This is a genomic window from Amycolatopsis magusensis (genome assembly GCF_017875555.1).
Classification (GTDB): Bacteria; Actinomycetota; Actinomycetes; order Mycobacteriales; family Pseudonocardiaceae; genus Amycolatopsis; species Amycolatopsis magusensis.
The window spans coordinates 8454489-8477237 of record NZ_JAGGMS010000001.1; the positions used below are offsets into that span (position 1 = coordinate 8454489).

General features: G+C 70.7%; 21 protein-coding genes. 11 read left to right on the plus strand and 10 right to left on the minus strand.

Translation table 11 applies throughout. From position 1 onward, the window contains the following. Window positions 1-18: 18 nt before the first annotated feature. From JOM49_RS37945 to JOM49_RS37955, 3 genes are all read right to left on the minus strand, one after another. Window positions 19-903, minus strand: coding sequence for a methylenetetrahydrofolate reductase (locus JOM49_RS37945; RefSeq protein WP_209669026.1), 885 nt, complete (start codon window positions 901-903; stop codon window positions 19-21). Window positions 904-965: 62 nt separating this feature from the next. After that, window positions 966-1274: an AzlD domain-containing protein gene (locus JOM49_RS37950; protein ID WP_209669028.1), complete on the minus strand. Its 309-nt coding sequence runs from the start codon at window positions 1272-1274 to the stop codon at window positions 966-968. Window positions 1275-1311: 37 nt separating this feature from the next. Beyond that, window positions 1312-2013: an AzlC family ABC transporter permease gene (locus JOM49_RS37955; protein WP_209669030.1), complete on the minus strand. Its 702-nt coding sequence runs from the start codon at window positions 2011-2013 to the stop codon at window positions 1312-1314. A gap of 56 nt (window positions 2014-2069) precedes the next feature. Here JOM49_RS37955 and JOM49_RS37960 point away from each other — a divergent pair, with 56 nt between their 5' ends. Genes JOM49_RS37960 through JOM49_RS37975 form a run of 4 tightly spaced genes read left to right on the plus strand, consistent with a single transcriptional unit; the run spans window position 2070 to window position 6062 of the window. Continuing rightward, window positions 2070-2630, plus strand: coding sequence for a CGNR zinc finger domain-containing protein (locus tag JOM49_RS37960; RefSeq protein WP_209669033.1), 561 nt, complete (start codon window positions 2070-2072; stop codon window positions 2628-2630). Window positions 2631-2690: 60 nt separating this feature from the next. After that, window positions 2691-3782: a polyprenyl synthetase family protein gene (locus JOM49_RS37965; RefSeq protein ID WP_209669034.1), complete on the plus strand. Its 1092-nt coding sequence runs from the start codon at window positions 2691-2693 to the stop codon at window positions 3780-3782. Next, on the plus strand, window positions 3782-5266 hold the full coding sequence (gene crtI, locus JOM49_RS37970) for a phytoene desaturase family protein (protein WP_209669036.1): 1485 nt from the start codon (window positions 3782-3784) through the stop codon (window positions 5264-5266). The genes JOM49_RS37965 and crtI overlap by 1 nt, the downstream gene beginning before the upstream one ends. 10 nt (window positions 5267-5276) lie before the next feature. Continuing rightward, window positions 5277-6062: an LLM class F420-dependent oxidoreductase gene (locus JOM49_RS37975; RefSeq protein WP_209669038.1), complete on the plus strand. Its 786-nt coding sequence runs from the start codon at window positions 5277-5279 to the stop codon at window positions 6060-6062. A 76-nt stretch (window positions 6063-6138) separates the two neighbouring features. Here the strand turns inward: JOM49_RS37975 and JOM49_RS37980 are convergent, their stop codons facing one another. Both JOM49_RS37980 and JOM49_RS37985 read right to left on the minus strand, forming a co-directional pair. Continuing rightward, complete coding sequence (locus JOM49_RS37980; protein WP_209669040.1) at window positions 6139-7668, minus strand: sodium:solute symporter family protein; 1530 nt, start codon at window positions 7666-7668, stop codon at window positions 6139-6141. Between the two features lie 222 nt (window positions 7669-7890). Continuing rightward, window positions 7891-8259 (minus strand): Rv2175c family DNA-binding protein, encoded by a 369-nt coding sequence (locus JOM49_RS37985; protein ID WP_209669042.1) that lies wholly within the window; start codon window positions 8257-8259, stop codon window positions 7891-7893. 122 nt (window positions 8260-8381) lie between these two features. Here JOM49_RS37985 and JOM49_RS37990 point away from each other — a divergent pair, with 122 nt between their 5' ends. The 6 genes from JOM49_RS37990 (at window position 8382) to JOM49_RS38015 (ending at window position 15492) form a co-directional block, all read left to right on the plus strand. Continuing rightward, complete coding sequence (locus JOM49_RS37990; protein ID WP_209669044.1) at window positions 8382-10442, plus strand: Stk1 family PASTA domain-containing Ser/Thr kinase; 2061 nt, start codon at window positions 8382-8384, stop codon at window positions 10440-10442. Continuing rightward, the gene (locus JOM49_RS37995; protein ID WP_245371718.1) at window positions 10424-10645 is read left to right on the plus strand and encodes an NfeD C-terminal domain-containing protein; all 222 of its coding nucleotides are present in this window, start codon (window positions 10424-10426) and stop codon (window positions 10643-10645) included. The genes JOM49_RS37990 and JOM49_RS37995 overlap by 19 nt, the downstream gene beginning before the upstream one ends. Before the next feature lie 27 nt (window positions 10646-10672). Then, window positions 10673-12169 carry an SPFH domain-containing protein gene (locus tag JOM49_RS38000; protein WP_282774440.1) on the plus strand — a complete coding sequence of 499 codons (1497 nt, stop codon included), beginning with the start codon at window positions 10673-10675 and terminating at the stop codon, window positions 12167-12169. 135 nt (window positions 12170-12304) lie between these two features. Then, window positions 12305-13315: a sigma-70 family RNA polymerase sigma factor gene (locus JOM49_RS38005; RefSeq protein WP_209669046.1), complete on the plus strand. Its 1011-nt coding sequence runs from the start codon at window positions 12305-12307 to the stop codon at window positions 13313-13315. A 15-nt stretch (window positions 13316-13330) separates the two neighbouring features. Beyond that, the gene (locus JOM49_RS38010; protein ID WP_209669048.1) at window positions 13331-13903 is read left to right on the plus strand and encodes a TIGR03086 family metal-binding protein; all 573 of its coding nucleotides are present in this window, start codon (window positions 13331-13333) and stop codon (window positions 13901-13903) included. Window positions 13904-14160: 257 nt separating this feature from the next. Beyond that, window positions 14161-15492, plus strand: coding sequence for a wax ester/triacylglycerol synthase family O-acyltransferase (locus tag JOM49_RS38015; RefSeq protein WP_209669050.1), 1332 nt, complete (start codon window positions 14161-14163; stop codon window positions 15490-15492). 411 nt (window positions 15493-15903) lie between these two features. Here JOM49_RS38015 and JOM49_RS38020 read toward each other — a convergent pair whose 3' ends face one another. The 4 genes from JOM49_RS38020 to JOM49_RS38035 form a co-directional block, all read right to left on the minus strand. Next, window positions 15904-17322 carry a class II 3-deoxy-7-phosphoheptulonate synthase gene (locus JOM49_RS38020; RefSeq protein ID WP_209669052.1) on the minus strand — a complete coding sequence of 473 codons (1419 nt, stop codon included), beginning with the start codon at window positions 17320-17322 and terminating at the stop codon, window positions 15904-15906. Window positions 17323-17390: 68 nt separating this feature from the next. Beyond that, window positions 17391-18278, minus strand: a complete 888-nt coding sequence (locus JOM49_RS38025; protein WP_209669054.1) for a trypsin-like serine peptidase — start codon at window positions 18276-18278, stop codon at window positions 17391-17393. 181 nt (window positions 18279-18459) lie between these two features. Beyond that, the gene (locus JOM49_RS38030; RefSeq protein WP_245369610.1) at window positions 18460-19008 is read right to left on the minus strand and encodes a hypothetical protein; all 549 of its coding nucleotides are present in this window, start codon (window positions 19006-19008) and stop codon (window positions 18460-18462) included. A 131-nt stretch (window positions 19009-19139) separates the two neighbouring features. Continuing rightward, on the minus strand, window positions 19140-20000 hold the full coding sequence (locus tag JOM49_RS38035; RefSeq protein WP_209669056.1) for a LysR family transcriptional regulator: 861 nt from the start codon (window positions 19998-20000) through the stop codon (window positions 19140-19142). A 70-nt stretch (window positions 20001-20070) separates the two neighbouring features. Here JOM49_RS38035 and JOM49_RS38040 point away from each other — a divergent pair, with 70 nt between their 5' ends. Then, complete coding sequence (locus tag JOM49_RS38040) at window positions 20071-21123, plus strand: SDR family oxidoreductase (RefSeq protein ID WP_209669057.1); 1053 nt, start codon at window positions 20071-20073, stop codon at window positions 21121-21123. Between the two features lie 91 nt (window positions 21124-21214). Here the strand turns inward: JOM49_RS38040 and JOM49_RS38045 are convergent, their stop codons facing one another. Then, the gene (locus tag JOM49_RS38045; protein ID WP_209669058.1) at window positions 21215-22723 is read right to left on the minus strand and encodes a glutamate synthase subunit beta; all 1509 of its coding nucleotides are present in this window, start codon (window positions 22721-22723) and stop codon (window positions 21215-21217) included. Window positions 22724-22749: the final 26 nt, after the last annotated feature.

Below are 22749 nucleotides of genomic sequence, written 5' to 3' on the forward strand. Positions count from 1 at the left end.
ACGTGCACCGGCAGCAGGTTACGCGCGTGCCGGGACCAGGCCTAGCCGGTTGACCACCTCGCGGGTGGCCTTGGACCGGTTGAAGGTGTAGAAGTGCAGGTCCGGCACGCCTTCGGCGATAAGCCGCTCGCACAGTTCGGTGACCACGTCGAGCCCTTCGGCGCGGAACGCGGCGGGGTCGTCCTCCAGCGGGGAGAGCCGCTCGAGCAGCCTGCCGGGCGCGCTGGCGCCGGACAGCTCGATCGTCTTGCGCAGGGTCCGCGGGGTGGTCAGCGGCATGATGCCCGGGATCATCAGCGCGTCCGAACCGGCCGCGGCGACCCGGTCGCGCAGGCGCAGGAAGTCCTCCGCCTCGAAGAACAGCTGGGCGATGGCGAAGTCGGCGCCCGCGTTGAACTTCCGCACCAGGTGGCGGGTGTCCTCGTCGAGGTCGGCCGAGCGCGGGTGGCCGTAGGGGAACGCGGACACACCGACGCAGAAGTCCCCGAGCGAGCGCACCAGCTCGACCAGTTCCTCGGCGTAGTTCAGCCCGGCCGGGTGCGGGATCCACTCGCCGTACGGGTCGCCGGGCGGGTCGCCGCGCAGGGCGAGGATGTTGCGCACGCCGACCGCGGCGTACCAGCCGATCACGTTGCGCAGTTCGGCGACCGAGTGGTTGACCGCGGTCAGGTGCGCCATCGGCACCAGCGTGGTCTCCGTGGCCACCCTGGCGATGCTGCGGATGGTGCCGTCGCGGCTGGTCCCGCCGGCGCCGTAGGTGATCGACATGTACGCCGGGTCGTACCCCTCCAGCTCCCGGATCGACCGCCACAGGATCGCTTCGTCGGCGTCGTCACGGGGCGGGAAGAACTCCACCGAGAACACGGTTTCGTTGCCGCGCAGCCGTTCCACCACCGAGGTCATGACGGTCATGCTAGTGGTCGGAGTCCGTTTGGCGAGACCGGCCTCTCGGGTGATGGGACGGATCACACCACCCAGCGCAGCCCCGCGGTGACCACCACGGCGAGCGTGATGGACGGCAGGGCGGGCAGCTTGAGCAGGTAGGCACCGCCCGCCACGCCGAGTCCGGCGCAGAGCCGCCAATCGAGCGCGGACCAGCCCTGACCGGTGACGTCGGTGACCACGAGCCCGGCCAGCAGCGCGGGCGCGAGCGCGGCGATCACCGCCGAAGCCCACGGCGGCAGCTCACGGTCGCCCAGCAACGCGGGACCGGCTGCTTTGATCCCCACGCTGACCGCCGCGACGAGCAGGATGCTCACCCAGAGTTCACTCATACCGGCACCTCCCGCGGCCACTGCTCCACCTGTGCGTTCATGTCGTCACGTTCCGTTGTCCGGCTCGCCGGGTTCGCAGGCCGAGCAGCGCGGCGGCGGCCGAACCGACGATGGCGAGGCCGACCGGCAGCACCAGTGCCAGCCCGGCGGCCAGGACCACGGCCAGCGCGGCGACCTCACGGGCCGCCGGTTCCTTGCGCAGCTCGTCGATCAGCAGGAGCAGGAAGAAGCCGGGGAACACCACGTCCAGGCCGAACCGGTGCACCACGTCGGCGGGCGGCGCGACCAGCACGCCGGCGAGCGTGCCGAGCACCCAGGCCGGGAACTGCACGATCGTGCCGCCGATCATCTTCTCCCGGTCGAACCGGCCGCCGCCGAGGTGCGCGGCCGCCCAGGAGGCGTCCACCACGGCCTGGCCTTCCAGCGCCCGCCGCAGCCTGCCGCCCTTGAAGTCGCTCGCGGCGGCCACGCCCATCGGCAGGAACCGCGCGTTGATCAGCGCGGCCGCCCCGACCGCCACGCCGATCCCGCCGTCGCCCGCCAGCGCCGCGGCCATCGCGAACTGCGCCGAGCCGGAGAACACCAGCGCCGAGCAGGCGAGCGGCGCGAGCACGCCCCAGCCGAGCGACTGGGTGAGCGCCCCGAAGGTCAGCCCCAGCACCGCGGTCGCCGTGGCGAACCCGGCGCCGACCCGGATCCCGGCGAGGTAGCCGCTGGTCCTCGATGTCTCGGAGGTCATAGCTCCAAACTAACAGGCTAAAGTCATTTAGACCATGAGAGCCTAGACTGGCGGCCATGGCGGACAGCTGGCGCGGGTACTCCCTCGCGGGTGGGCACATCGCGCTCGACCTGGTCAACACGGTGTCGTGGCGCGGCGATCCGCCCCGGCGGCTGGATCGGCTCGAACTGCCCGGCTTCTTCACCCACTGGCTCGAAGAAACCGGACTGGGCCGCTTCGACGGTGATCTGTCCGCCGTCTACCCGGGCCTGCGCGAGTTGCGCGAACTGCTCTACGCCCTGCTCGCCGAGGGCGACCCGGCGCAGGCGGACCTCGACCGCTTCGGCGAACTGCTCGCCGCGACACACGCGCGGGCGAAGGCCGAACCTTCGCTGCCGGTGCGGTGGTCGGTGCCGGTGGAGACGCCGGACGACCTCCTCCCGGCGCTCGTACTGCGGGCCGACGAACTGCTGCGGTCCCCCGAAACGGCGAACATCCGGCGGTGCGAAGGCCGCGGGTGCGCCTGGCTGTTCATCGACAGCACCCGCAACCATTCCCGCCGCTGGTGCCGGTCGGACGACTGCGGCAACCGCGAACGCGCCCGGCGCCACTACCAGCGCACGCGCGAACCCGTCTGATTCACCACATCCGGCGACCCCGGCTGGGCATCCGTCCGGGTGAACGCGGACGATGTAGGCATGAGCGAGCCGGGCTTCGACGCCGATTTCCCCGCGCACGTCGAGCGTGCGCTCGAGAAGTTCCTGTGTGAAGCGGGCGACCCGATCCGCGCGATCGAACCGATCACCGGCCCCGGCGTGGACGCGCTCAGCGAGTTCGTGCTCGGCGGTGGCAAGCGGTTGCGCCCGACCTTCGCCTGGTGGGGCTGGCGCGGCGCGGGCGGTGACCCGGACGGCCCGGACGCCGACGGCGTGCTGCAGGCGGTCGCCAGCCTGGAACTGGTGCAGGCCTGCGCGCTGATCCACGACGACCTGATGGACTCCTCCGACTCCCGCCGCGGTTCGCCGACGGTGCACGTCGCCTTCGCCAAGCGCCACGCCGACCACGGCTGGCTGGGCTCGGCGGCCGGTTTCGGCCAGGCCGCGGCCGTGCTGCTCGGCGACCTCGCACTGGCGTGGGCCGACGACATGTTCGCCGCCGCCCCGCTGCCCGCCCAGACCTTGGCCGCCGCGCGACCGGCTTGGCGCGCGATGCGTACCGAGGTGCTCGCCGGGCAATACCTGGACGTGCACACCCAGGCCACCGGCGACGCCTCCCCCGAGGCCGCGCTGCGCATCGACCGGCTGAAGACCGCCGCCTACACCGTCCAGCGCCCGCTGCACCTCGGCGCCGCGCTGGCCGGGGCGGACGACCGGCTGATCGGCGCGCTCCTTTCCTTCGGGCGCGACCTCGGTGTCGCCTTCCAGCTGCGTGACGACCTGCTCGGCGTGTTCGGTGACCCGTCGATCACCGGCAAGCCCGCCGGGGACGACCTGCGGGAAGGCAAGCGGACGCTGCTGCTCGCGCTGGGCATGGAACTCGCGGGCGCGCAGGGCCGCCAGGCCGACGCGACCGTGATCGCCGACGCGGTCGGCGACAAGGACCTCACCGAAGACGCGGTCACCGAGGTACGCGAAGCGCTGACCGGCGTCGGTGCGGTGGCCGCGGTCGAACGCCGCATCGAAGACCTCACCTCGGCGGCGCTGGACTCGCTCGACGCCGCCGAACTCGCCGAACCGGCCCCCACCCGGCTGCGGGAACTCGCGGTCCAGGCCACGCAGAGGAAGTACTAGTGACAGACCACGTCGTGGTGGTCGGCGCCGGGCTCGCCGGGCTGTCGGCCGCACTGCACCTGCTGGGTTCGGGCCGCGAGGTCACCGTGGTCGAACAGGACGAGCGCCCCGGCGGGCGCGCGGGCCAGTCCTCCCGCGACGGCTACCACCACGACACCGGCGCCAGCGTGTTCACCATGCCGGAACTGCTGGACGAGGCCTTCGCCGCGGTCGGTGAGTCCACTTCGGACCGCCTGCGGCTGATCCGGCTGGATCCGGCCTACCGCGCGCACTTCGCCGACGGCAGCACGCTCGCGCTGCACACCGACGGCGACGCGATGGAGGCGGAGATCCGCGCGTTCGCCGGTCCGGGTGAAGCGGCCGGTTACCGGCGGTTGCGCACCTGGCTGACCGAGCTGTACGCGGCGCAGAAGGACCACTTCATCGGCGACAACTTCGACTCCCCCGCCGACCTGGTCCGCCCGGAACTGGCGAAACTGGCCGCGCTCGGCGGGTTCGGCAGGCTCGGCCCGCGGATGGCACGGTACCTGCGCGACGAGCGCGTGCGGCGGCTGTTCTCCTTCCAGTCGCTCTACGCCGGGCTGGACCCGATGCGCGCGATCGGCGCGTACGGCGTCATCTCCTACATGGACACCGTCGCCGGGGTCTACTACCCGGCCGGTGGGATCGGGAAGGTCGCCGAAGCCATGGTGGCCGCGGCGGAGAAGGCCGGGGCGAAGCTGAAGTTCGCCACGCACGCGGCGTGGCTGGAGCGGCGGGGGTCCCATGTGGACGCCGTGCGCACCAGCGGTGGTGAGCGGATCGCCTGTGACGCGGTGGTGGTGGCCACCGAACTGGACGCGGCGTACCAGTTGCTCGGCGCCCGGCCGCGACGGCCGCTGCCGCTGCGGTACTCGCCCTCGGCGGTGGTGCTGTTCGGGCACACCGGCCGGTCGTGGCCGGAACTGGACCACCACACCATCTTCTTCGGCGGTGCCTGGGAACGGACCTTCGGTGAGATCATCCGCCAGGGCAGGCTGATGAGCGATCCGTCGCTGCTGGTCACCCGGCCGACCGCGACCGACCCCTCGCTCGCCCCGGCGGGCAGGCAGGTGGTCTCGGTGCTGGCACCCGCGCCGAACCTGCACGCGGGCCACGTCGACTGGGCGCGCGTCGGCCCGGCCTACCGCGAGGAACTGGTGCGCACCCTGGAAAAGCGCGGGCTGTCCGGTTTCAGCGAGGAGTTCGAGATCGTGGACGCGGTGACCCCGGCCGACTGGGCGGCACGCGGGCTCGGTGCCGGGACGCCGTTCTCACTGGCGCACACATTCGCCCAAACGGGACCTTTCCGCCCGCGCAATGTGCTGCGAGGCATCGAAAACGCGGCGCTGGCCGGGTGCGGGACCACGCCCGGCGTCGGCATCCCGCCGGTGCTCATCTCCGGAAAGCTCGCCGCCGCCCGGATCCTCGCCCGAACAGGTGCCGCGGTGGCGCACCGCGGCTAGGGTCGGAAGCATGACGACACCCAACCGGCCGATCCGGGTCGGAGTCCAGATCCAGCCCCAGCACGCCGACTACGCCACCATCCGCCGGGCCGCGTCCGAGGCCGAGGACCTCGGGGTGGACATCGCCTTCAACTGGGACCACTTCTACCCGCTCTACGGGGAACCCGACGGCAAGCACTACGAGTGCTGGACCATGCTCGGTGCCTGGGCCGAATCCACCTCGCGGGTGGAGATCGGCGCGCTGGTCACCTGCAACAGCTACCGCAACCCCGAACTGCTCGCCGACATGGCGCGCACGGTGGACAACATCAGCGACGGCAGGCTGATCCTCGGCATCGGCTCCGGCTGGTTCGAACGGGACTACACCGAATACGGCTACGAGTTCGGCACCGCCGGCGGCAGGCTGAACGACCTCGGCGAGGCGCTGCCGCGGATCGAGGCGCGGCTCGGGAAGCTGAACCCGCAGCCGGTGCGCAAGATCCCGGTGCTCATCGGTGGTGGCGGCGAGAAGAAGACGCTGCGCCTGGTGGCCAAGCACGCCGACATCTGGCACGGCTTCGGCGACCCGGAGACCGTGGAGCGCAAGGTGCGGATCCTCGACCAGCACTGCGCCGACGTCGGCCGCGACCCGGCGGAGATCGAGCGCTCGGTCTCCGTGGAGTCCGAGCCGAGCGCGCTGGGCCCGCAGCTGCTCGAGCACGGCGTCTCGCTGTTCACCGTCGGCGTGACCGGCCCCGACTACGACTTCTCGCTGCTGCGCCAGTGGGTCGAATGGCGGGACAAGACCAACGGCTGAGCCCGCTCGAACGCTATGAATGGGGCATTACTTGCAATGGACGCAAGTAATGCCCCACTCCTAGCATCCGCTGGAGCTACTTCGCGGCTACCCGGGCGGGTTCGCCGGGGTCACCGGGTTCGGTGGTCCGCTCGTCGGTGGACAACGAGTCGATCAGCTGGTCCCGGTCGGGCGTGCGCTGCGAGAACACCAGCCCGATCACCACGAACAGCACCAGCGAGGTGAGCAGCGGGTAGGCCACCAGCGCCTCCTTCGGCACCTTCACCCCGTTCTGCTGCGAGATGTACAGCGTCGCCCAGACCGTCAGGCCGGCCAGGGTGGAGGTGAGCGCCGAGATCGGGCCCATCCGCCGGAACCACGGCAGCAGGCCGAGCATCAGCGGCACCGCGATCGGGCCCATCGTGGCGGCCACCAGGTCGACCACGACCTTGAGCACGCCGCCGTTGGTATCCAGTGACAGGGCTATCGCCATACTCAGCCCGATGAACAGGAAGGTGGTGATCCGCGCCAGTTTCAGCTGCGCGTCCTGGCTCATCCGCCGGGCGCCCTTCCACAGCCTCGGCAACATATCTCGCGTGATCACCGCCGAGATCACGTTGGCGTCCGAGGACACCATCGCCATGGTGTGCGAGAAGAAGCCCGCCAGCACCAGCCCGATCATGCCGACCGGCAGCATCACCTTGCCCAGCTCGATGTAGGCGTCACCGGCGTTGGTCAGGTCCGGCACGATCAGCGGCGCGGCCCACATCGGGAAGAACAGCACCAGCGGCCAGACCAGCCACAGGAAGCTGGACAGCATGGCCGACTTGCGCGCCGCCGCCCCGTCCGGCGCGGCCATGTACCGCTGCGCCAGGTTCCACATGCCACCGTTGTACTCCAGCGTCTTGATCACGAAGAGCGCCAGGAAGAAGGTGGAGGTGTAGTCGCCGTTGAGCGGCTGGCTCCGGTCGGCGGGCAGCTGGTCCCAGATCTCCCAGAGGAACTGGATGCCGCCGAAGTGCGCGGCCACCGCCACGAACATCACGATGCCCGCCGCGGCCTGGATGATGAACTGGCCGAAGTCGGTGAGCGCGTCGGCCCACAGCCCGCCCATCACCGAGTAGATCATCGTGACCACGCCGACCAGCAGGATGCCGACCTCGATCGGCACGCCCGCGAAACCGCGCAGCAGGATGGCCACCGCGGACCACTTCGCCGCGATGTCGACCACCTTGAGCACCGCACCCGACCAGGCCATCACCTGCTGGGTCGGCACGTTGTAGCGCCGTGCCAGGTATTCCAGCGGCGAGGCGACGCCGTGCTTGGCCCGCAGCCGGTTCCACCTCGCGGCGAACAGCCAGCTGCCGATGCCCACGCCGACGCCGATGGTCAGCGCCCACCAGACGTAGACGGTGAGGCCGAGCCGGTAGGCCTCGCTCGCGAACGCCACGAACATGACGGCGCTGTAGCCCGACATGTGGTGCGAGATCCCGGACAGCCACCACGGCATCTTGCCGCCGGCGGTGAAGAAGTCGACCACGTTCCGGATGCGGTTCTTCGACCACAGGCCGATCGCCACCATCACGAAGAAGTAAGCGCCGACCACTATCCAGTCCAGCGTCTCCATCGCACCTCCCTGAGTTTCACCCGCGCGAGTTGTGTGACGTACGTCTTACGAGGGGATTTCGGTCGTTGGAAGCTTCGGCTGGGAAGTGAATCACACTTGTGACTTACTTTCACATACATGAACACTTTCCAGGCGTGCAAAAGCGCAGGCCGGGGGCGGTCAGCCGGATTTCACCCGATCGGCCGCAGGCCGGTCAGACAGGAGGAGAGCAGCCGGGAAGGGCTAGAAGGCCATCGCCTGGGCGCGCCGCTTGACCTCGGTGCCGTGGCTGGAGCGCAGCGCGTTGATCGGCGTGCTGCCCGGCAGGGTCTCGTCCGCGGCGAAGAGCCAGCGCAACATCTCGGTGCGGCCGAAACCGGCGTCCGCGAGCACGGTGATGGTGCCGCCGAGGCCCTTGACCACGGCGTTGCCGACCAGGAAATCGGCCGGGACCACCAGCTCACCCGAGCGGCGGACGGCGATCAGCTGACCATCGCGGAGCAGCTGCCGGACCTTGTTGGCCGACTGCCCGAGCGCGGTGGCCACTTCCCCGAGCGGAAGCACGGCCACGTCGGCGTCGAGGACGTCATCGGCGACTGGAATCGCACTCACACCGATACTGTGCCACACCCCGGCCGTTGGCACCGATGGCGTAACGAAACCTCAACAAGGTCAACCATCGCCCGGTAGGGCACGTCCTACCGGACATGGTCACATCCGTACGATCGTCAACCGTGACACGCACGGAAGCCGGCCTGGTCGGCACCCTGCTCGACCGGCGGTACCGGGTCGACCGGCTGCTCGCCCGCGGTGGCATGTCCTCGGTGTACCGCGGCGTGGACACCCGGCTCGACCGCCCGGTCGCGATCAAGGTGATGGATCCGCGGTTCGCCGACGACCGCTCCTTCGTCGACCGCTTCGAGCGCGAGGCGCGCTCGGCGGCCAAACTGCACCACCAGCACGTGGTCGCCGTGCACGACCAGGGCCTGGACACCTCGGCCGAGGTCGGCCGCGCCTTCCTGGTGATGGAACTGGTCGACGGCGGCACCCTGCGCGAGGTGCTCACCGAGCAGGGCCCGCTGGACATCGCGCTGGCGCTGTCCGTGGCCGAGCCGGTGCTCTCGGCGCTCGCCGCCGCCCACCGCGCCGGCCTGGTGCACCGCGACGTCAAACCGGAGAACGTGCTCATCGGGCGCGGCGGCCAGCTCGGCGCCGGTGTGGTCAAGGTGGGCGACTTCGGCCTGGTCCGCGCGGTCGCCAGCGCGGGCACCACCAGCTCCAGCGTCATCCTCGGCACGGTCGCCTACCTCTCCCCCGAGCAGGTCACGCTCGGCGCGGCGAGCGTGCGCGGCGACGTCTACTCCGCCGGGATCCTGCTCTACGAGATGCTCACCGGGCAGACGCCGTACACCGGCGACACGGCGATCTCGGTGGCCTACCGGCACGTGAACGACGACGTGCCCGCGCCGAGCCAGCTGCGCCCGGGCATCCCGCCCGCGCTCGACCAGCTCGTGCTGCGCGCGACCCGCCGCGACCCCGAGGCCCGGCCCGCCGACGCGGGCGCCTTCCTCGACGAACTCCTGCAGGTGCGCGCCGAGCTGGGCATCCCGCGGGTGCCGGTGCCCGTGCCGCCGCCCCCGGACGTCGACCGCGAATCCGACGTGGAGAAGACCACGCCGCACCTGGCCGCGATCGCCGCGGCGCCGACCGCCCCGGCCGTGCCCGCGGTGCAGCCCGGCCCGCAGCTCACCGAGCAGCCCACCGTGCGGCACGTCCCGCAGGTACCTCCCGCCCGGCACGCGACGAAGATGTACGACCGGCCCGCGGTCCCGCCCCCGCCGCCTTCGCCACCGGCGGGCACTCCGGCGCCCGCGTACGAGGAGCAGCCGCCACCGCGGTCGCGCAGGCGGCTGTACGTCCTGCTCGCGGTCGTCGTGGTGCTGCTCGGCGGCACGATCGGCGCGGCCTCCTGGTGGTACTCCGGCGGCCGGTACGCGCAGGTGCCGAAGCTGGCCGGCATGTCGCAGGCCGAGGCCGGGGACCTGCTGCGGGCCGCGCAGCTGAACCCCGCCTACACCAAGGAGATGCACAACACCGTGCCCGCGGGCACGGTGATCCGGACCGACCCCGACGCCGGGGCCGAGGTGCTGCTCGACGAGCAGGTGTCGGTGGTCGTCTCCGAGGGCCAGCCGGTGGTGCCCGACATCAAGCCGGGCGCCGACCCGGCCACCGCGGAGCAGTCGATCCGGCTGGTCAAGCTCGAACCGAAGCTGGACCCGAAGCTCGACGACTACAGCGCGACCGTGCCCAAGGGCGCGGTGGTCAAGGTGCAGCCGAACCCGGGCAGCCGGGCCAACATCGGCGACCCGGTGTCGATCGGGCTGTCCAAGGGCCCGCCGCCCCTGCCGGTGCCGGACGTGACCGGCCGGAGCAAGGAAGAGGCGTTCAAGGCGCTGACCGACGCCGGGTTCCAGCCGTTCGAGGCCGGTGAGGAGTTCGTGCAGAACGTGCCTGCGGGCAAGGTCAGCAAGACCAGCCCGCCAGGGGGCACCGTGGTCACCGGCGGCGACAAGCGGATCGGCGTGTTCGTCTCCAGCGCCGTGCAGGTGCCGAACGTGGTCGGCCGCTCGCCCAAGGACGCCGCGAAGATCCTGCGTGAAGCCGGGCTCGACCCGGACTTCAAGCGCGGCAGGGACGACGAGAAGAACGACTTCAACCTGGTGGTGGAGACCAACCCGCCGGCGGGCACGCCGGTCGGCAAGGGCACCAAGGTGCAGTGCCGGACGTTCCTGTGATCGGCAGTCGCGGCCGGGTCACCGGCACCATCGGCCCCGGCCTGGTCGGCGAAGTGCTGCTCAGCGTCCGCGGTGGCACGGAAGCGTTCTACGCCTACCCCGCCGACGGTCAGGAACGATTCGAGAACGGAACGCAGGTACTGGTGGTGGATTTCGAGTCACCGCGTACGGTCTACGTCCAGCGCTGGCTGCCACTCGGCTGACCAGCCACTCATCTGGGGGAGACTGACGTGGATCCGCTGATCCTCGCCGGCGTGATCGTCGGCGCCATCATCTTGTTGTTCATCCTGCTCCGCACGCTCTACAAGGTCGCGGAGCCCAACGAGGCACTGCTCATCTCCGGCTGGGGCGTGCGCGTCCAGCGCTCGGAGACCGCGGACAGCCTCGGGTTCAAGATCATCACCGGCAAGGGCGTGCTGGTGATCCCGGGCTTCCAGACCGCGCGGCGGCTGTCGCTGGACACCAGGGGCGCCAACCTGCAGGTCTCCTGCGTGACCAAGCAGGGCCTGCCGGTGACCGTGCGCGCGGTGGTCATCTACAAGGTCGGGGACGACTTCGCCTCGATCGCCAACGCCGCCCGCCGGTTCCTCGACCAGCAGGACGGGATGAACGACACCATCCACGAGCTGTTCGCCGGGCACCTGCGCTCGATCGTCGGCGGGCTGACCATCGAGGAGATGATCCACAACCGGGACGCGCTCACCGGCGAGATCCGCAGCTCGTCGGCGAACGAGATGATCAAGCTCGGGCTGGTGGTCGACTCGCTGCAGATCCAGGAGATCGAGGACGAGTCGGGCTACATCCTGAACCTGGGCAAGCCGCACGCGGCCGCGGTGGCCGCGTCCGCGCGCATCGCCGAGGCGCAGCGCGACCAGGAGGCCACCCAGGCCGAGCAGGTCGCCGCCGCGCAGAAGGCGGGCGCGATCCGCGAGAGCGAGATCAAGCAGGCCGGGTTCCAGGCCGAAGTGGACCAGGCGCGGGCGAAGGCCGGGCAGTCCGGGCCGCTGGCCGAGGCGACCGCCCGCCAGGAGGTCGTGGTCCAGGAGACCAGGGCGGCGGAGCTGGAGGCCGCGCTGGCCGAGCAGAAGCTGCAGTCGCAGGTGCGCAAGCCCGCCGACGCGCGGGCGTACGACACCAGGACCTCCGCGGACGCCGAGCGCGACGCGGCGATCGCCAAGGCGCAGGCCGAGGCCAAGGAGACCGAGCTGCGGGCCGCGGCCGACGCGACCAAGGTGAAGACCGCCGCCGAGGCCGAGGCGCAGGCGACCAAGGCCCGTGGTGAAGCCAGTGCCGCCGCGACCAGGGCCACCGGTGAAGCGCAGGCGCACGCCGCCAAGGCGCAGGGGCTCGCCGAAGCGGACGCCGCCAGGGCGAAGGGGCTCGCCGAAGCCGAGGCGGCCAAGGCGAAGGGCCTCGCCGAGGCGGACGCGATCAAGGCGCGTGCCGCGGCGCTGGCGGAGAATCAGGAGGCCGTGGTCGCGCAGCAGCTGGCCGAGCGGTGGCCGGAGATCGTGGAAGCCGGCGCGAAGGCGTTCGGCAGCGTGGACCACATGGTGGTGCTCAACGGCGCCGACGGCGTGTCCGACATGTTCGCCAAGGCGCTCTCGCTCGGTGGCACCGGCCTCGGCCTGGCTCGCCAGCTGATGGAGGCGATGGGCCAGACGGGCAAGTCCGCCGAGCCGGAGACCAACGGTTCCGTGGTGCCCACCACGACCGACCTGCGCTGAACCGCCCGAGCACGAAACACGTATTTCCCGAAGGACCGATGAGTTCGCCGCCCGGGCCCGGTCAGTACCGGTGCGAGGCCAGACCGGGCACCGGGTGGCGGCGGATCGGCAGGCGGGAGGAAGGTCGTGGGCACGATGACAGAAGTGGTGAGCACCGGCACGGACGGTGACTTCCTGAGCCAGGCCGATCCCTACCGGCGTGAGCTGATGGCCCACTGCTACCGCATGCTCGGCTCGGTGCACGACGCCGAGGACCTCGTGCAGGAGACCTACATCCGCGCCTGGCGCGCCTACGACCGCTTCGAAGGCCGTTCCTCGCTGCGCACCTGGCTCTACCGCATCGCCACCAGCGCCTGCCTGACCGCGCTGGAGAGCCGCGGCAGGCGCCCGATGCCCACCGGCCTCGGCGCGCCCGGCTGCGAGCCGGAGGACACCCTGCAGGAGCGGCACGAGGTGCCGTGGCTGGAGCCGGTGCCCGACGCGCTCACCGGGGCCGACGGCGCCGACCCGGCCGCGATCGTCACCTCCCGCGAAAGCGTCCGGCTCGCGCTCGTCGCCGCGCTGCAGCACCTGCCACCGCGGCAGCGCGCGGTGCTGATCCTGCGTGACGTGCTGAAGTGGCGGGCCGCCGAGGTGGCCGAGCTGATGGACATCTCCACGCCCGCGGTGAACAGCATCCTGCAGCGCGCCCGCGCGCAGCTGGAGAAGGTGGCGCCGACCGAGAACGCGGTGACCGAGCCGTCCGCCGCCGAGCAGCGCGAACTGCTCGACCGCTTCGTCACCGCCTTCGAGGCCAAGGACATCCCGGCGATCATCAAGCTGTTCACCGAGGACGCGGTCTGGGAGATGCCGCCGTTCGCCGGCTGGTACCTCGGTGTCGAGCGGATCGCCCGCCACCTGTCCACGCGCTGCCCCTGCCGTCCCGGGCACACCCGGCTGGTGGCCACCTGGGCCAACGGGCAGCCCGCCTTCGGCACCTACCTGCGCGAGCACGACGGCGAGCGGTTCCGCGCGTTCAACCTGCAGGTGCTCACCCTGGGCCAGGACGGGATCACGCACGTGGCGAACTTCGTGGACGCGAGCCTGTTCGCGGTCTTCGAACTGCCGGAGACGCTGCCTGCCGACTACCCCGCCGCCACCGCCTGAGCGCGGGGTCCGGTCATGATGCCGACGCCGCCCCGCGCCCTGACCGGCGGGGTCGCCCTGCTGGAGCGCGCGGTCAGCTACACACTGGGCAACCTCATGCTGGTCACCGACGAGTCGATGGCGAACCCCACGCCCTGCCGGGAGTGGGACCTGCGCGCGCTGCTGGCGCACCTGGACGACGCGCTCACCGCGCTGGCCGAAGCCGCCGAGTTCGGCCGCGTGAGCCTGGAGCCCGCGGCCCCGGTGCCGGGCGACCCGGCCGCGGCCGTGCGGGCCAGGGCGGGCGAACTGCTCGGGGCCTGGTCGGGTGAACCACGCGACCTGGTCTCGCTGGGCGGGACGTCGATGACCACCGGCCTCATCGCCGGTGCCGGTGCGCTGGAGGTGGCGGTGCACGGCTGGGACGTGGCGCGCGCCTGCGGGCACGACCGTCCACTCCCACCGGCACTGGCCGGGGAAATGCTCGAGCTTTCCGCACTGTTCGTCACCGGCGCCGACCGTCCGGAGCGATTCGCCGCACCGATCGAAGTAACCGGACGCGCCACCTCCGGTGACCGGTTGCTCGCATTTCTCGGCCGGAGAGCTTGACCACACTCACCTGGGCTAGTCAGCCGAGATTAGTTAGCTGGCAAGGGTTTCATCCCGTTTAGGGCAAAAGGCGGCTGTATTCGGCCGGGCATCGGCGAAAACTCTACGGCGAGGAAGAAACGAGGAGATCGATTTACCCCCGACCGGGTGAACGAGAGGATGCGTTATCCCCGTGGAAACACCCCGACCATTCACCTGACACGTCCGGCTGGTGAACTGGCAGCTCGAATCCACTTCTGTTCAGGGAGGTCCGATCGATGCTCGACGGCCGGCTCAGCGGACTCGACGTGGCGTTTCTCTGCCTGGAGGGCGAACGGACCCCGATGCACATGGGGGCGGTGGTCACCTTCGAACCCGGCGGGCCGGTGGACACCGAGCGCCTGACCCTGTTGCTGGCCGCGCGTGCGGCGCGGATTCCCCAGCTGCGCAAGCACATCCGGCCCACGCTGCTGCCGCCCGGCGGCGCGGTCTGGGTGGACGACCCCGGTTTCGACCCGGCGGCGCACATCCACCTGCACCACGTTTCTTCGCTGTACGAACCGGATCCGCTCGCCGCCTTCGCTTCACTGTGGATCGCCGAACCGCTCGACATGAGCCGCCCGCTGTGGGACCTGTGCCTGGTGACCGGGCTGCCCGGCGGCCGGTTCGCGGTGTTGCTCAAACTGCACCACGCGCTCGCCGACGGCGCGGGCGCGTTCACCATCGGCTCGGGCCTGCTCGATGAGCTGCCCGGTGCGCGTGCGGTGCGGGCGACCAGCCCCAGGCCGGCCGAAGCCAGGCCCGCGCGCGGGGCGCTGGGCCTGCTGAAGGACGGCGTCTCGACCGTCTTCACCCAGGCCGCGGAAGGCGCGTCGATCGCCTCCTCGATGCTGCGGGCCGCGCGCCCGTACCCGGCCTCACCGATCTCCGCGCCGGACGCGGACGAGCGCAGCCTCGGTTTCGTGCGGCTGGACCTCGCCGACCTGCGGCGGGTGCGCAAGGCCCACGGCGGCACCACCAACGACGTGCTGCTCGCCATCGTCGCCGGGGCGCTGCGTGACTGGCTGATCAACCGGGGCCACCGCGCCGACGACCGCACGCTGCGGGCGCTGATCCCGGTGAGCGTGCGTGCCCGGCACCCGGGCAGCACCGACGGCAACCAGCTCTCGGGTTACCTGTGCGACCTGCCGATCGGCCTGACCGACCCGGTGGCGCGCCTGCGCGCGGTGCGCCGGTCGATGCACCACGCCAAGGCGCAGGGCACCGCCACCGGCCCCGGCGCGTTCGGGGTACTGGCCAACCGGCTGCCCGCGCCGGTGCACCGCCTGGCCACCAGGGCGGCCGGGCGGGCGGCCCCGCTGCTGTTCGACACGGTGGTCACCAACGTCCCGATGCCGAGCGGCCCACTGACCCTGGACGGCGCGCGGCTGCGGGAGATCTACCCGCTGGTCCCGCTGCCACCGCACCAGGCACTGGGCATCGCGATCTCCCTCTACCGCGACTCGGTGCACATCGGCCTGCAGGCCAACGGCGAAGCCGTCGCCGACCTGGGCTCCCTGCGAGACGCCTTCGCCAAGTCCACCGCCACCCTCGCAGACACCTGCGCCTGAGGCTCGCCCGAGGTGCCGTGAATGTGGCTTTCACGGCGGAATGTGCCGTGAAAGCCACATTCACGGCACCCGGCGTGCCCCCTCGGGGCCCAGGTCGGCTGCGGCGAGTGTGGGGTTCGGCTGCCGGAGTGTGGGACTCAGCTGCCGGAGTGTGGGATTCGGGTGCACGAGTGTGGGGTTCGGGTGCACGAGTGTGGGGTTCGCCTGGGATGTGACACCGGGCGAGTCGCACGTTCAGGAAGCCGAACCCCACACTCAGGCAGCCGAACCCCACGTTCAGGCGGGTGAACCCCACACTCGGGTGGCCGAGCCGGGTGCGGCGAGCCGAGGAGGGTGTGGCCGGAACGCTATGAGTGGGGCATTACTTGCATTGGATGCAAGTAATGCCCCACTCATAGCATTGGCCCGGCGTCAGGAGCGGAGCATTTCGGCGACCAGGAAGGCCAGTTCCAGCGACTGCTGGGTGTTCAGGCGCGGGTCGCACGCGGTTTCGTAGCGGCCGGCGAGGTCGATGTCGGAGATGTCCTGGGCGCCGCCGAGGCATTCGGTGACGTCTTCGCCGGTCAGCTCGATGTGGATGCCGCCGGGGTAGCTGCCGAGCTTGCGGTGCACCTCGAAGAAGCCCTGCACCTCGTCCACGATCCGGTCGAAGTGCCGCGTCTTGTAGCCGGTGGACGCCTCGTGGGTGTTGCCGTGCATCGGGTCGCACTGCCAGATGACCTTGTGCCCGGACGCTTCGACCTTCTCCACGATGGCGGGCAGCACCTCGCGCACCTTGCCGTTGCCCATGCGGGCGATCAGCGTGAGCCTGCCCGGCTCGTTGCGCGGGTCGAGCCGGCGCACGTACTCCACCGCCTGCTCGGGCGTGGTGGTCGGGCCGATCTTGAGCCCGATCGGGTTGTGCAGCAGCTCGGCGAAGGCGATGTGCGCGCCGTCCAGCTGCCGCGTGCGCTCGCCGATCCACAGGAAGTGCGACGACAGGTTGTACAGCTTGGGGTTGTCCGCGTCGGCGTTGTCGAGGCGCAGCAGCGCGCGCTCGTAGTCCAGCAGCAGCGCTTCGTGGCTGGCGAAGATCTCGGTGGTGTGCAGCGAGGTGTCGGTGACCCCGCACGCCGACATGAACCGCAGGCCGCGGTCGATCTCGCTGGCCAGTGCCTCGTACCGCTCACCGGCGGGCGAGAGGCGGACGAAGTCGCGGTTCCAGTCGTGCAGCTGGCCCAGGTCGGCCATCCCGGCCGCGGTCAGCGCGCGCACCAGGTTCATCGCCGCGCCCGCGTTGGCGTAGGCGCGGATCATCCGGCCCGGGTCGGGCACCCGCAGCTCGGGCTTGGCGATCAGCGAGTTGACGATGTCACCGCGGTAGACCGGCAGGCCGAGCGAGTCGGTGGAGGCCGAGCGCGGCTTGGCGTACTGACCGGCGATCCGGCCCACCTTGACCACCGGCAGACTGGCGCCGTAGGTCAGCACCACGGCCATCTGCAGCAGCGTGCGCAGGTTCGCGCGGATGTGCGGCTCGGTGTTGGACTCGAAGGTCTCCGCGCAGTCACCGCCCTGGAGCAGGAACGCCTCGCCGTTGGCCACCATGGCCAGGCGCTGGTGCAGCCGGTCGATCTCCGCGGGCACGGTGATCGGCGGCACGCTTTCCAGCACAGCGCGGACGCGGCCGGTGAGCGCCTGGTCCGGCCAGTCGGGCTGCTGGGCCGCGGGCCGGGACAGCGCCTCGTCGAGGCGGGCCCGCAACTCGGGTGGCAGCGGCGGGAGTTCAGGGAGCGTGTCTACGGGAACGTCCACTGTCCAGTTCACGCGACAAGAATATGCCGTGACACCCATCTCCCGGTCAGCGGGACGGAACTCCCAGGGAATGAACACCCACGGTCAGTTCATCCCTCACCCCGCGCTCATGCGGACTGCGCTTGCGCGTAGAGCGCCTGTGCCTCCGCGCCGAAGTACGGGCCGAACATGTAGCCGGGCAGGAAGACGTAGCCGAAGCTGTTCACCGAAGCCTGGACCCCGCGCCCGGTCTGCTCGTCGAACTGCAGGAACCACGGCCCGCCGCTGGACCCGCCGGTCATGCCGCAGGCCATCCCGTGGTCCTGGGTGAGCAGGAAGTCGGTGAAGGTGCTGCCGCTGCAGTGGATGAGCGTGGTGCCGTCGTACGGGGCCGCGGCCGGGTAGCCGAAGGTGTACATGTTCTGGTTGCGCGGCTGGTTGAACGCGATGCCCTGCGAGCCGACCACGTCGGTCAGGGACTGCCCGTTCACCTGGGCCACGACCGCCGCGCCGACGTCGTAGTTGATGTCTTCGCCGGCTTCCCACTGCGGCGTGGTCAACGTCGTCGTCGCGGGCCATTCGCCGTAGGGCGCGTTGCCGTCGTCGTAGGCGGGCACGAAGATCCAGTTGGTGTGGAAGGCACCCTGGTACTTCACGCAGTGCCCGGCGGTGATCACCGTGCTCTTGTTCTCACTGGTCACCGCGTCACCGCTGCACGAGGCGTTCTGGCCGCCCATGGTGAAGAACACGCGGCCCGCGGTGTGCACCACGTCGCCGCCGCCGGTCCAGGGCGCGCCCGTGGTCGGGAAGGCGGCCGGGACCACCTCCGGCACGCCCGCGAGCACCTCGCCCGCCACCGCCTCCGGCGCGGTGACCAGCCGTTCGACCGGCACCGCCGAGCGCATCTTCTCCGGGGTCCAGTAGTCGGCGGCGGTCTGGGCCTGGCCCGTCGCGGGGGCGCTCAGCAGGGCGCCGAGGGTCAAGCCGATCGCGGTCAGTACGGATGCTCGCCTCATCGCGCTCACCTATTCGTCCGCAGGAAGGTGATTCACCACCGAACGAATTGACGGTAATCAACTGACTACGCTGCGGCAATCAGCCGTTCGCCCGGTTTCCTACCGAAGTCGTGGGCCGAATGCCGGAAACGGCGGGCGGCGACCCTCGCACCGCCCGCCGCCGTTCAACACCGGGAAAAGATCAGCACCCGCCGCAGTTGTAGAAGGTGACGTCCCAGTGGTTCGACTCGAGGTAGTAGATGTTGCCCGAGCCCGCCTTCCACTTGTTGCCGCCGATGGAGCTGAAGTTGCCCTTGATGTAGTTGGTCAGGCAGCTGCTCAGCGAGAAGTCGAGCTTGTAGCCGTTCCAGTGGCTGTAGGTGCCGCTGGCGTGCCCGGTCTCGGTGCCGCCGGTGACGTTCAGCCCGCAGCCCGAGGCCGACTTCAGCGTCTGCGCCCCCTGGATGCTGGCCAGGTTGACCTGGTCGAACGAGGTGCAGTTCGGCTTGTTGCGGTCGCTGCAGCCCCCGCTGGACGACCAGGAGATGTTCGACGAGCTGAGCCGCGAGGTCGCCTGGCTGTGGGTCAGCTTGGTGACCAGCGCACCCATCTCGGGGACCGCGCCGGCGTCGGGTTGGTCGAAGACCGGGTCGGCACCGGCCACTTCGGCCGCGGCCATGCCGGAACCCGCCAGCACGCCCAGTGACGCGATCGCGCCCGCCACGAGCGATCGCACCAGGAATTTGCGCATTCTTCCTCCAGTGAACGGTTTCGAGACAGCGCTCAAGTGATCGATTGCTGCCGCAGGGTCGAACCGGTCGCCGAGCGTAATAATCTCTGACAAGCAGGTACAGGCCAAAGGTGGAAATTTTCTCAAACCGACTAGAGTTCCGCCTCGGCGAGCAGGTCGGCGAAAGCCGCGGAAACCGGGTCCGGGGTTCCTCGCGTGTAGACCGCCAGCTCCCGGCGCACCGGCGGATCGAGTCGCAGCACCCGGCCCTCGAACGCGGCGGGCAGCAGGTTCGACGGCACCAGCGCGGGCCCGAGCCCGGCGGCGGCGAGCAGCGGCGCCGCCGCGGTCTGGGCGGCGCGGATCGCCGCACGCGGCCGGAACCCGGCTGCCGCGCAGGCCTGGTCGAGCACCTCGGCGAGCCCGTTCTCCGGCGCGTAGTGCACCCAGCCGCGCTCGGCGAAGTCCTCGAGCCGCCCGGATGCCGCGGAGTCGTCCGCGGCGAGGACGAGCACGAACTCCTCCTCCCCCAGCGTGCGCACCGGTCCTTCCCAGTCCGGCGGCCGGGGCCCGACGGCCAGATCGGCCTGCCCGGCCAGCATCGCCTCGCGGAGTTCGCCGGTGTGCCGGTGCTCGAACAGCGTGATCGCCACGCCCGGGTACCTGCGGCTCCACTCGTGCAACACCGGCGGCAGCACCCCGAGACTCACCGAGTACACCGTCGCCACGCGCAGGTCCGCTGCCTCCAGCCCGGCGGCCTGCCGGGCGGCGCAGACGGCCCGCTCGGCGTCGGCGAGCGCCGCCCTGGCGTGCGGGAGCATGGCGCGGCCCATCGCGGTCAGCCGGACCGCCCGCGGCAGCCGCTCCAGCAGGGCGCCGCCCGCGTCCTGTTCCAGCGCGCGGATCTGGTGGGACAGCGCGGGCTGGGTGACGTGCAGCCGCTCGGCGGCACGGGTGAACGAGCCCTCGTCCACCACGGCGGCCAGGTACTCGAAGCGGCGCAGCGTGCTCATGAGCGGATTTTATCGCTTCGATGACAAACAAGACTTGGACTTATGTACGAAGGCCGTCGAACATCGGGGTATGAGCAAGAAGGTCGCCCTCGTGGTGGGCGCGCACGGAGTCATCGGCAGCAACCTGGTGGAGCACCTCGCCGCACTCGGCGACTGGACGGTGATCGGCCTGTCCCGGCGTGGTGGTGAACCGTCCCCGAACGTCCGGCACGTCGCCGTGGACCTGCTCGACGCCGACGACTGCCGCGCCGAGCTCGGGGCGCTGGCCGAGGTGACGCACGTGTTCTTCGCGGCCTACCAGGACCGCCCGACCTGGGCGGAACTCGTGCCGCCGAACCTGGCGATGCTGGTCAACGTGGTCGACGCGATCGAGCCGGTGGCCACCGGGTTGCGTCACGTCAGCCTGATGCAGGGGTACAAGGTCTACGGCGCGCACCTCGGGCCGTTCAAGACCCCCGCCCGCGAGGACGACCCCGGGCACCTGCCGCCGGAGTTCAATGTGGACCAGCAGGAGTTCCTGGAACGGCGTCAGGAAGGGAAATCCTGGACCTGGTCGGCGATCCGGCCCGCGGTGGTCGGGGGCACGGCGCTGGGCAACCCGATGAACCTGGCCGTCTCGATCGCGGTGTACGCGACCATCTCGAAGGAACTCGGCCTGCCGCTGCGGTTCCCCGGGAAACCCGGCGCCTACGACAAGCTGCTGGAGATGACCGACGCCGGGCTGCTCGCGCGGGCCACCGTCTGGGCGGCCACCGACGACCGGTGCGCGAACCAGGCGTTCAACATCAACAACGGGGATCTGTTCCGGTGGAGCGACCTCTGGCCCAAGATCGCGGCCTACTTCGACCTGGCGGTCGCTCCCCCGCTGCCGATGTCACTGGACGTGGTGATGGCGGACAAGGAGCCGCTGTGGGACCGGATCGTGGCCAGGCACAACCTGGAACCCACGCCGTACCAACGGGTCTCGGCGTGGCCGTTCGTCGATTTCGTGCTGTCGTGGGACTACGACATGTTCGCCGACGGCACCAAGGCCCGCCGCTTCGGCTTCCACGAATTCGTCGACACCGAGGAGATGATGTGGCGCCTGTTCGACGACCTGCGCAAGCGCCACATCATCCCGTGACCCGGCTGCGACGGCTACCCAAACGCTATGAGTGGGGCATTACTTGCATTGAACGCAAGTAATGCCCCACTCATAGCAATCAGCCGTAGTGTCAGACGACGGCCAGTGGCAGCGCGGTCGGGTGCACCGGGGCGGGCAGGTCCGAGGCGCCGGTCAGGTAGGCGTCCACGGCGTTCGCCACCGAGCGGCCTTCCGCGATCGCCCACACCACCAGGGAAGCACCGCGGTGCGCGTCACCGCAGACGAACACGCCCGGGGCCGAGGTCTGCCAGTCCGCTCCGCAAGACAGCGTGCCGCGCTGGGTCAGCGAGAGGCCGAGCCCGTCGAGCAGCGACATGTGCTCCACACCCTCGAAACCGATCGCCAGCAGCACCAGGTCCGCGGGCAGCACCTCGACCTCGTCGCTGGTCGGCACCACCTCGCGCCGGCCGGTCGCCGGATCCTTGGTCACCTTCACCTGCTGCAGTTCGACCGCGCGCACGTTGCCGTTCTCGTCGCCGACGAACCGCTTCACCGCGACGGCGAACTTCCGCTCGCCCGACTCCTCGTGCGCGGGGTAGGTGCGCAGGATGTACGGCCAGGTCGGCCACGGCGACCGATCGTCGTCCCTTGTGGACGGTGGAATCGGGTACTGGTCCAGCTGGGTCACCGAAAGCGCGCCCTGCCGGGTCGCGGTGCCGTAGCTGTCGGCACCGGTGTCGCCACCGCCGATGATCACCACGTGCTTGCCGGCGGCGTCCACCTCCGGCGGCCCGTCGCCCTCGACGAACTTGTTGGCGGGCACCAGGTGCTCCATCGCCAGGTGCACCCCGGCCAGTTCCCGGCCCGGGGTCACCCGGTCGTCGCGGCCGCGCAGCGCGCCGACCGCGAGCACCACGGCGTCGAAGCGCTCGTTCAGCTCGTCCACGGTCAGGTCCACGCCGACCTCGCAGCCGGTGACGAACTTCGTGCCCTCCTTGCGGAGTTGCGCGAGCCGCCGGTCCAGGACCTTCTTCTCCATCTTGAACTCGGGGATGCCGTACCGCAGCAGCCCGCCGAGCCGGTCGTCCCGCTCGAACACGGTGACCTCGTGCCCGGCCCGCGTCAGCTGCTGCGCGGCGGCGAGCCCGGCCGGGCCGGACCCGACCACGGCCACCCGCTGCCCCGACGACACCGCGGACACCTGGGGCTGCACGTAACCGGCTTCCCAGGACTGGTCGGCGATGGTCTGCTCGACCCGCTTGATCGTCACCGGGCCGCCGGACATCGGCGAGATCGAAAGCACACAACCGGCCTCACACGGCGCCGGGCACAGCTTCCCGGTGAACTCGGGGAAGTTGTTGGTGGCGTGCAGGCGATCGCTGGCCGCTGCCCAGTCACCGCGGCGCACCAGGTCGTTCCACTCCGGGATCAGGTTGCCCAGCGGGCAGCCCGCGGTACCGGAGTGGCAGAACGGGATGCCGCAGTCCATGCAGCGCGTGGCCTGCGTGCGCACCTGCTCGTTGCGCTCGGCCGGGGAAATGGCCTCGTAGACCTCGGCCCAGTCGCCCAGCCGTTCGTCGACCGGGCGCTTCTTCGCCTCGGCCCGCTGGTGCTTGAGAAAACCGTTCGGGTCAGCCACGAGCGGCCTCCTTGTCCTGCGGGGCA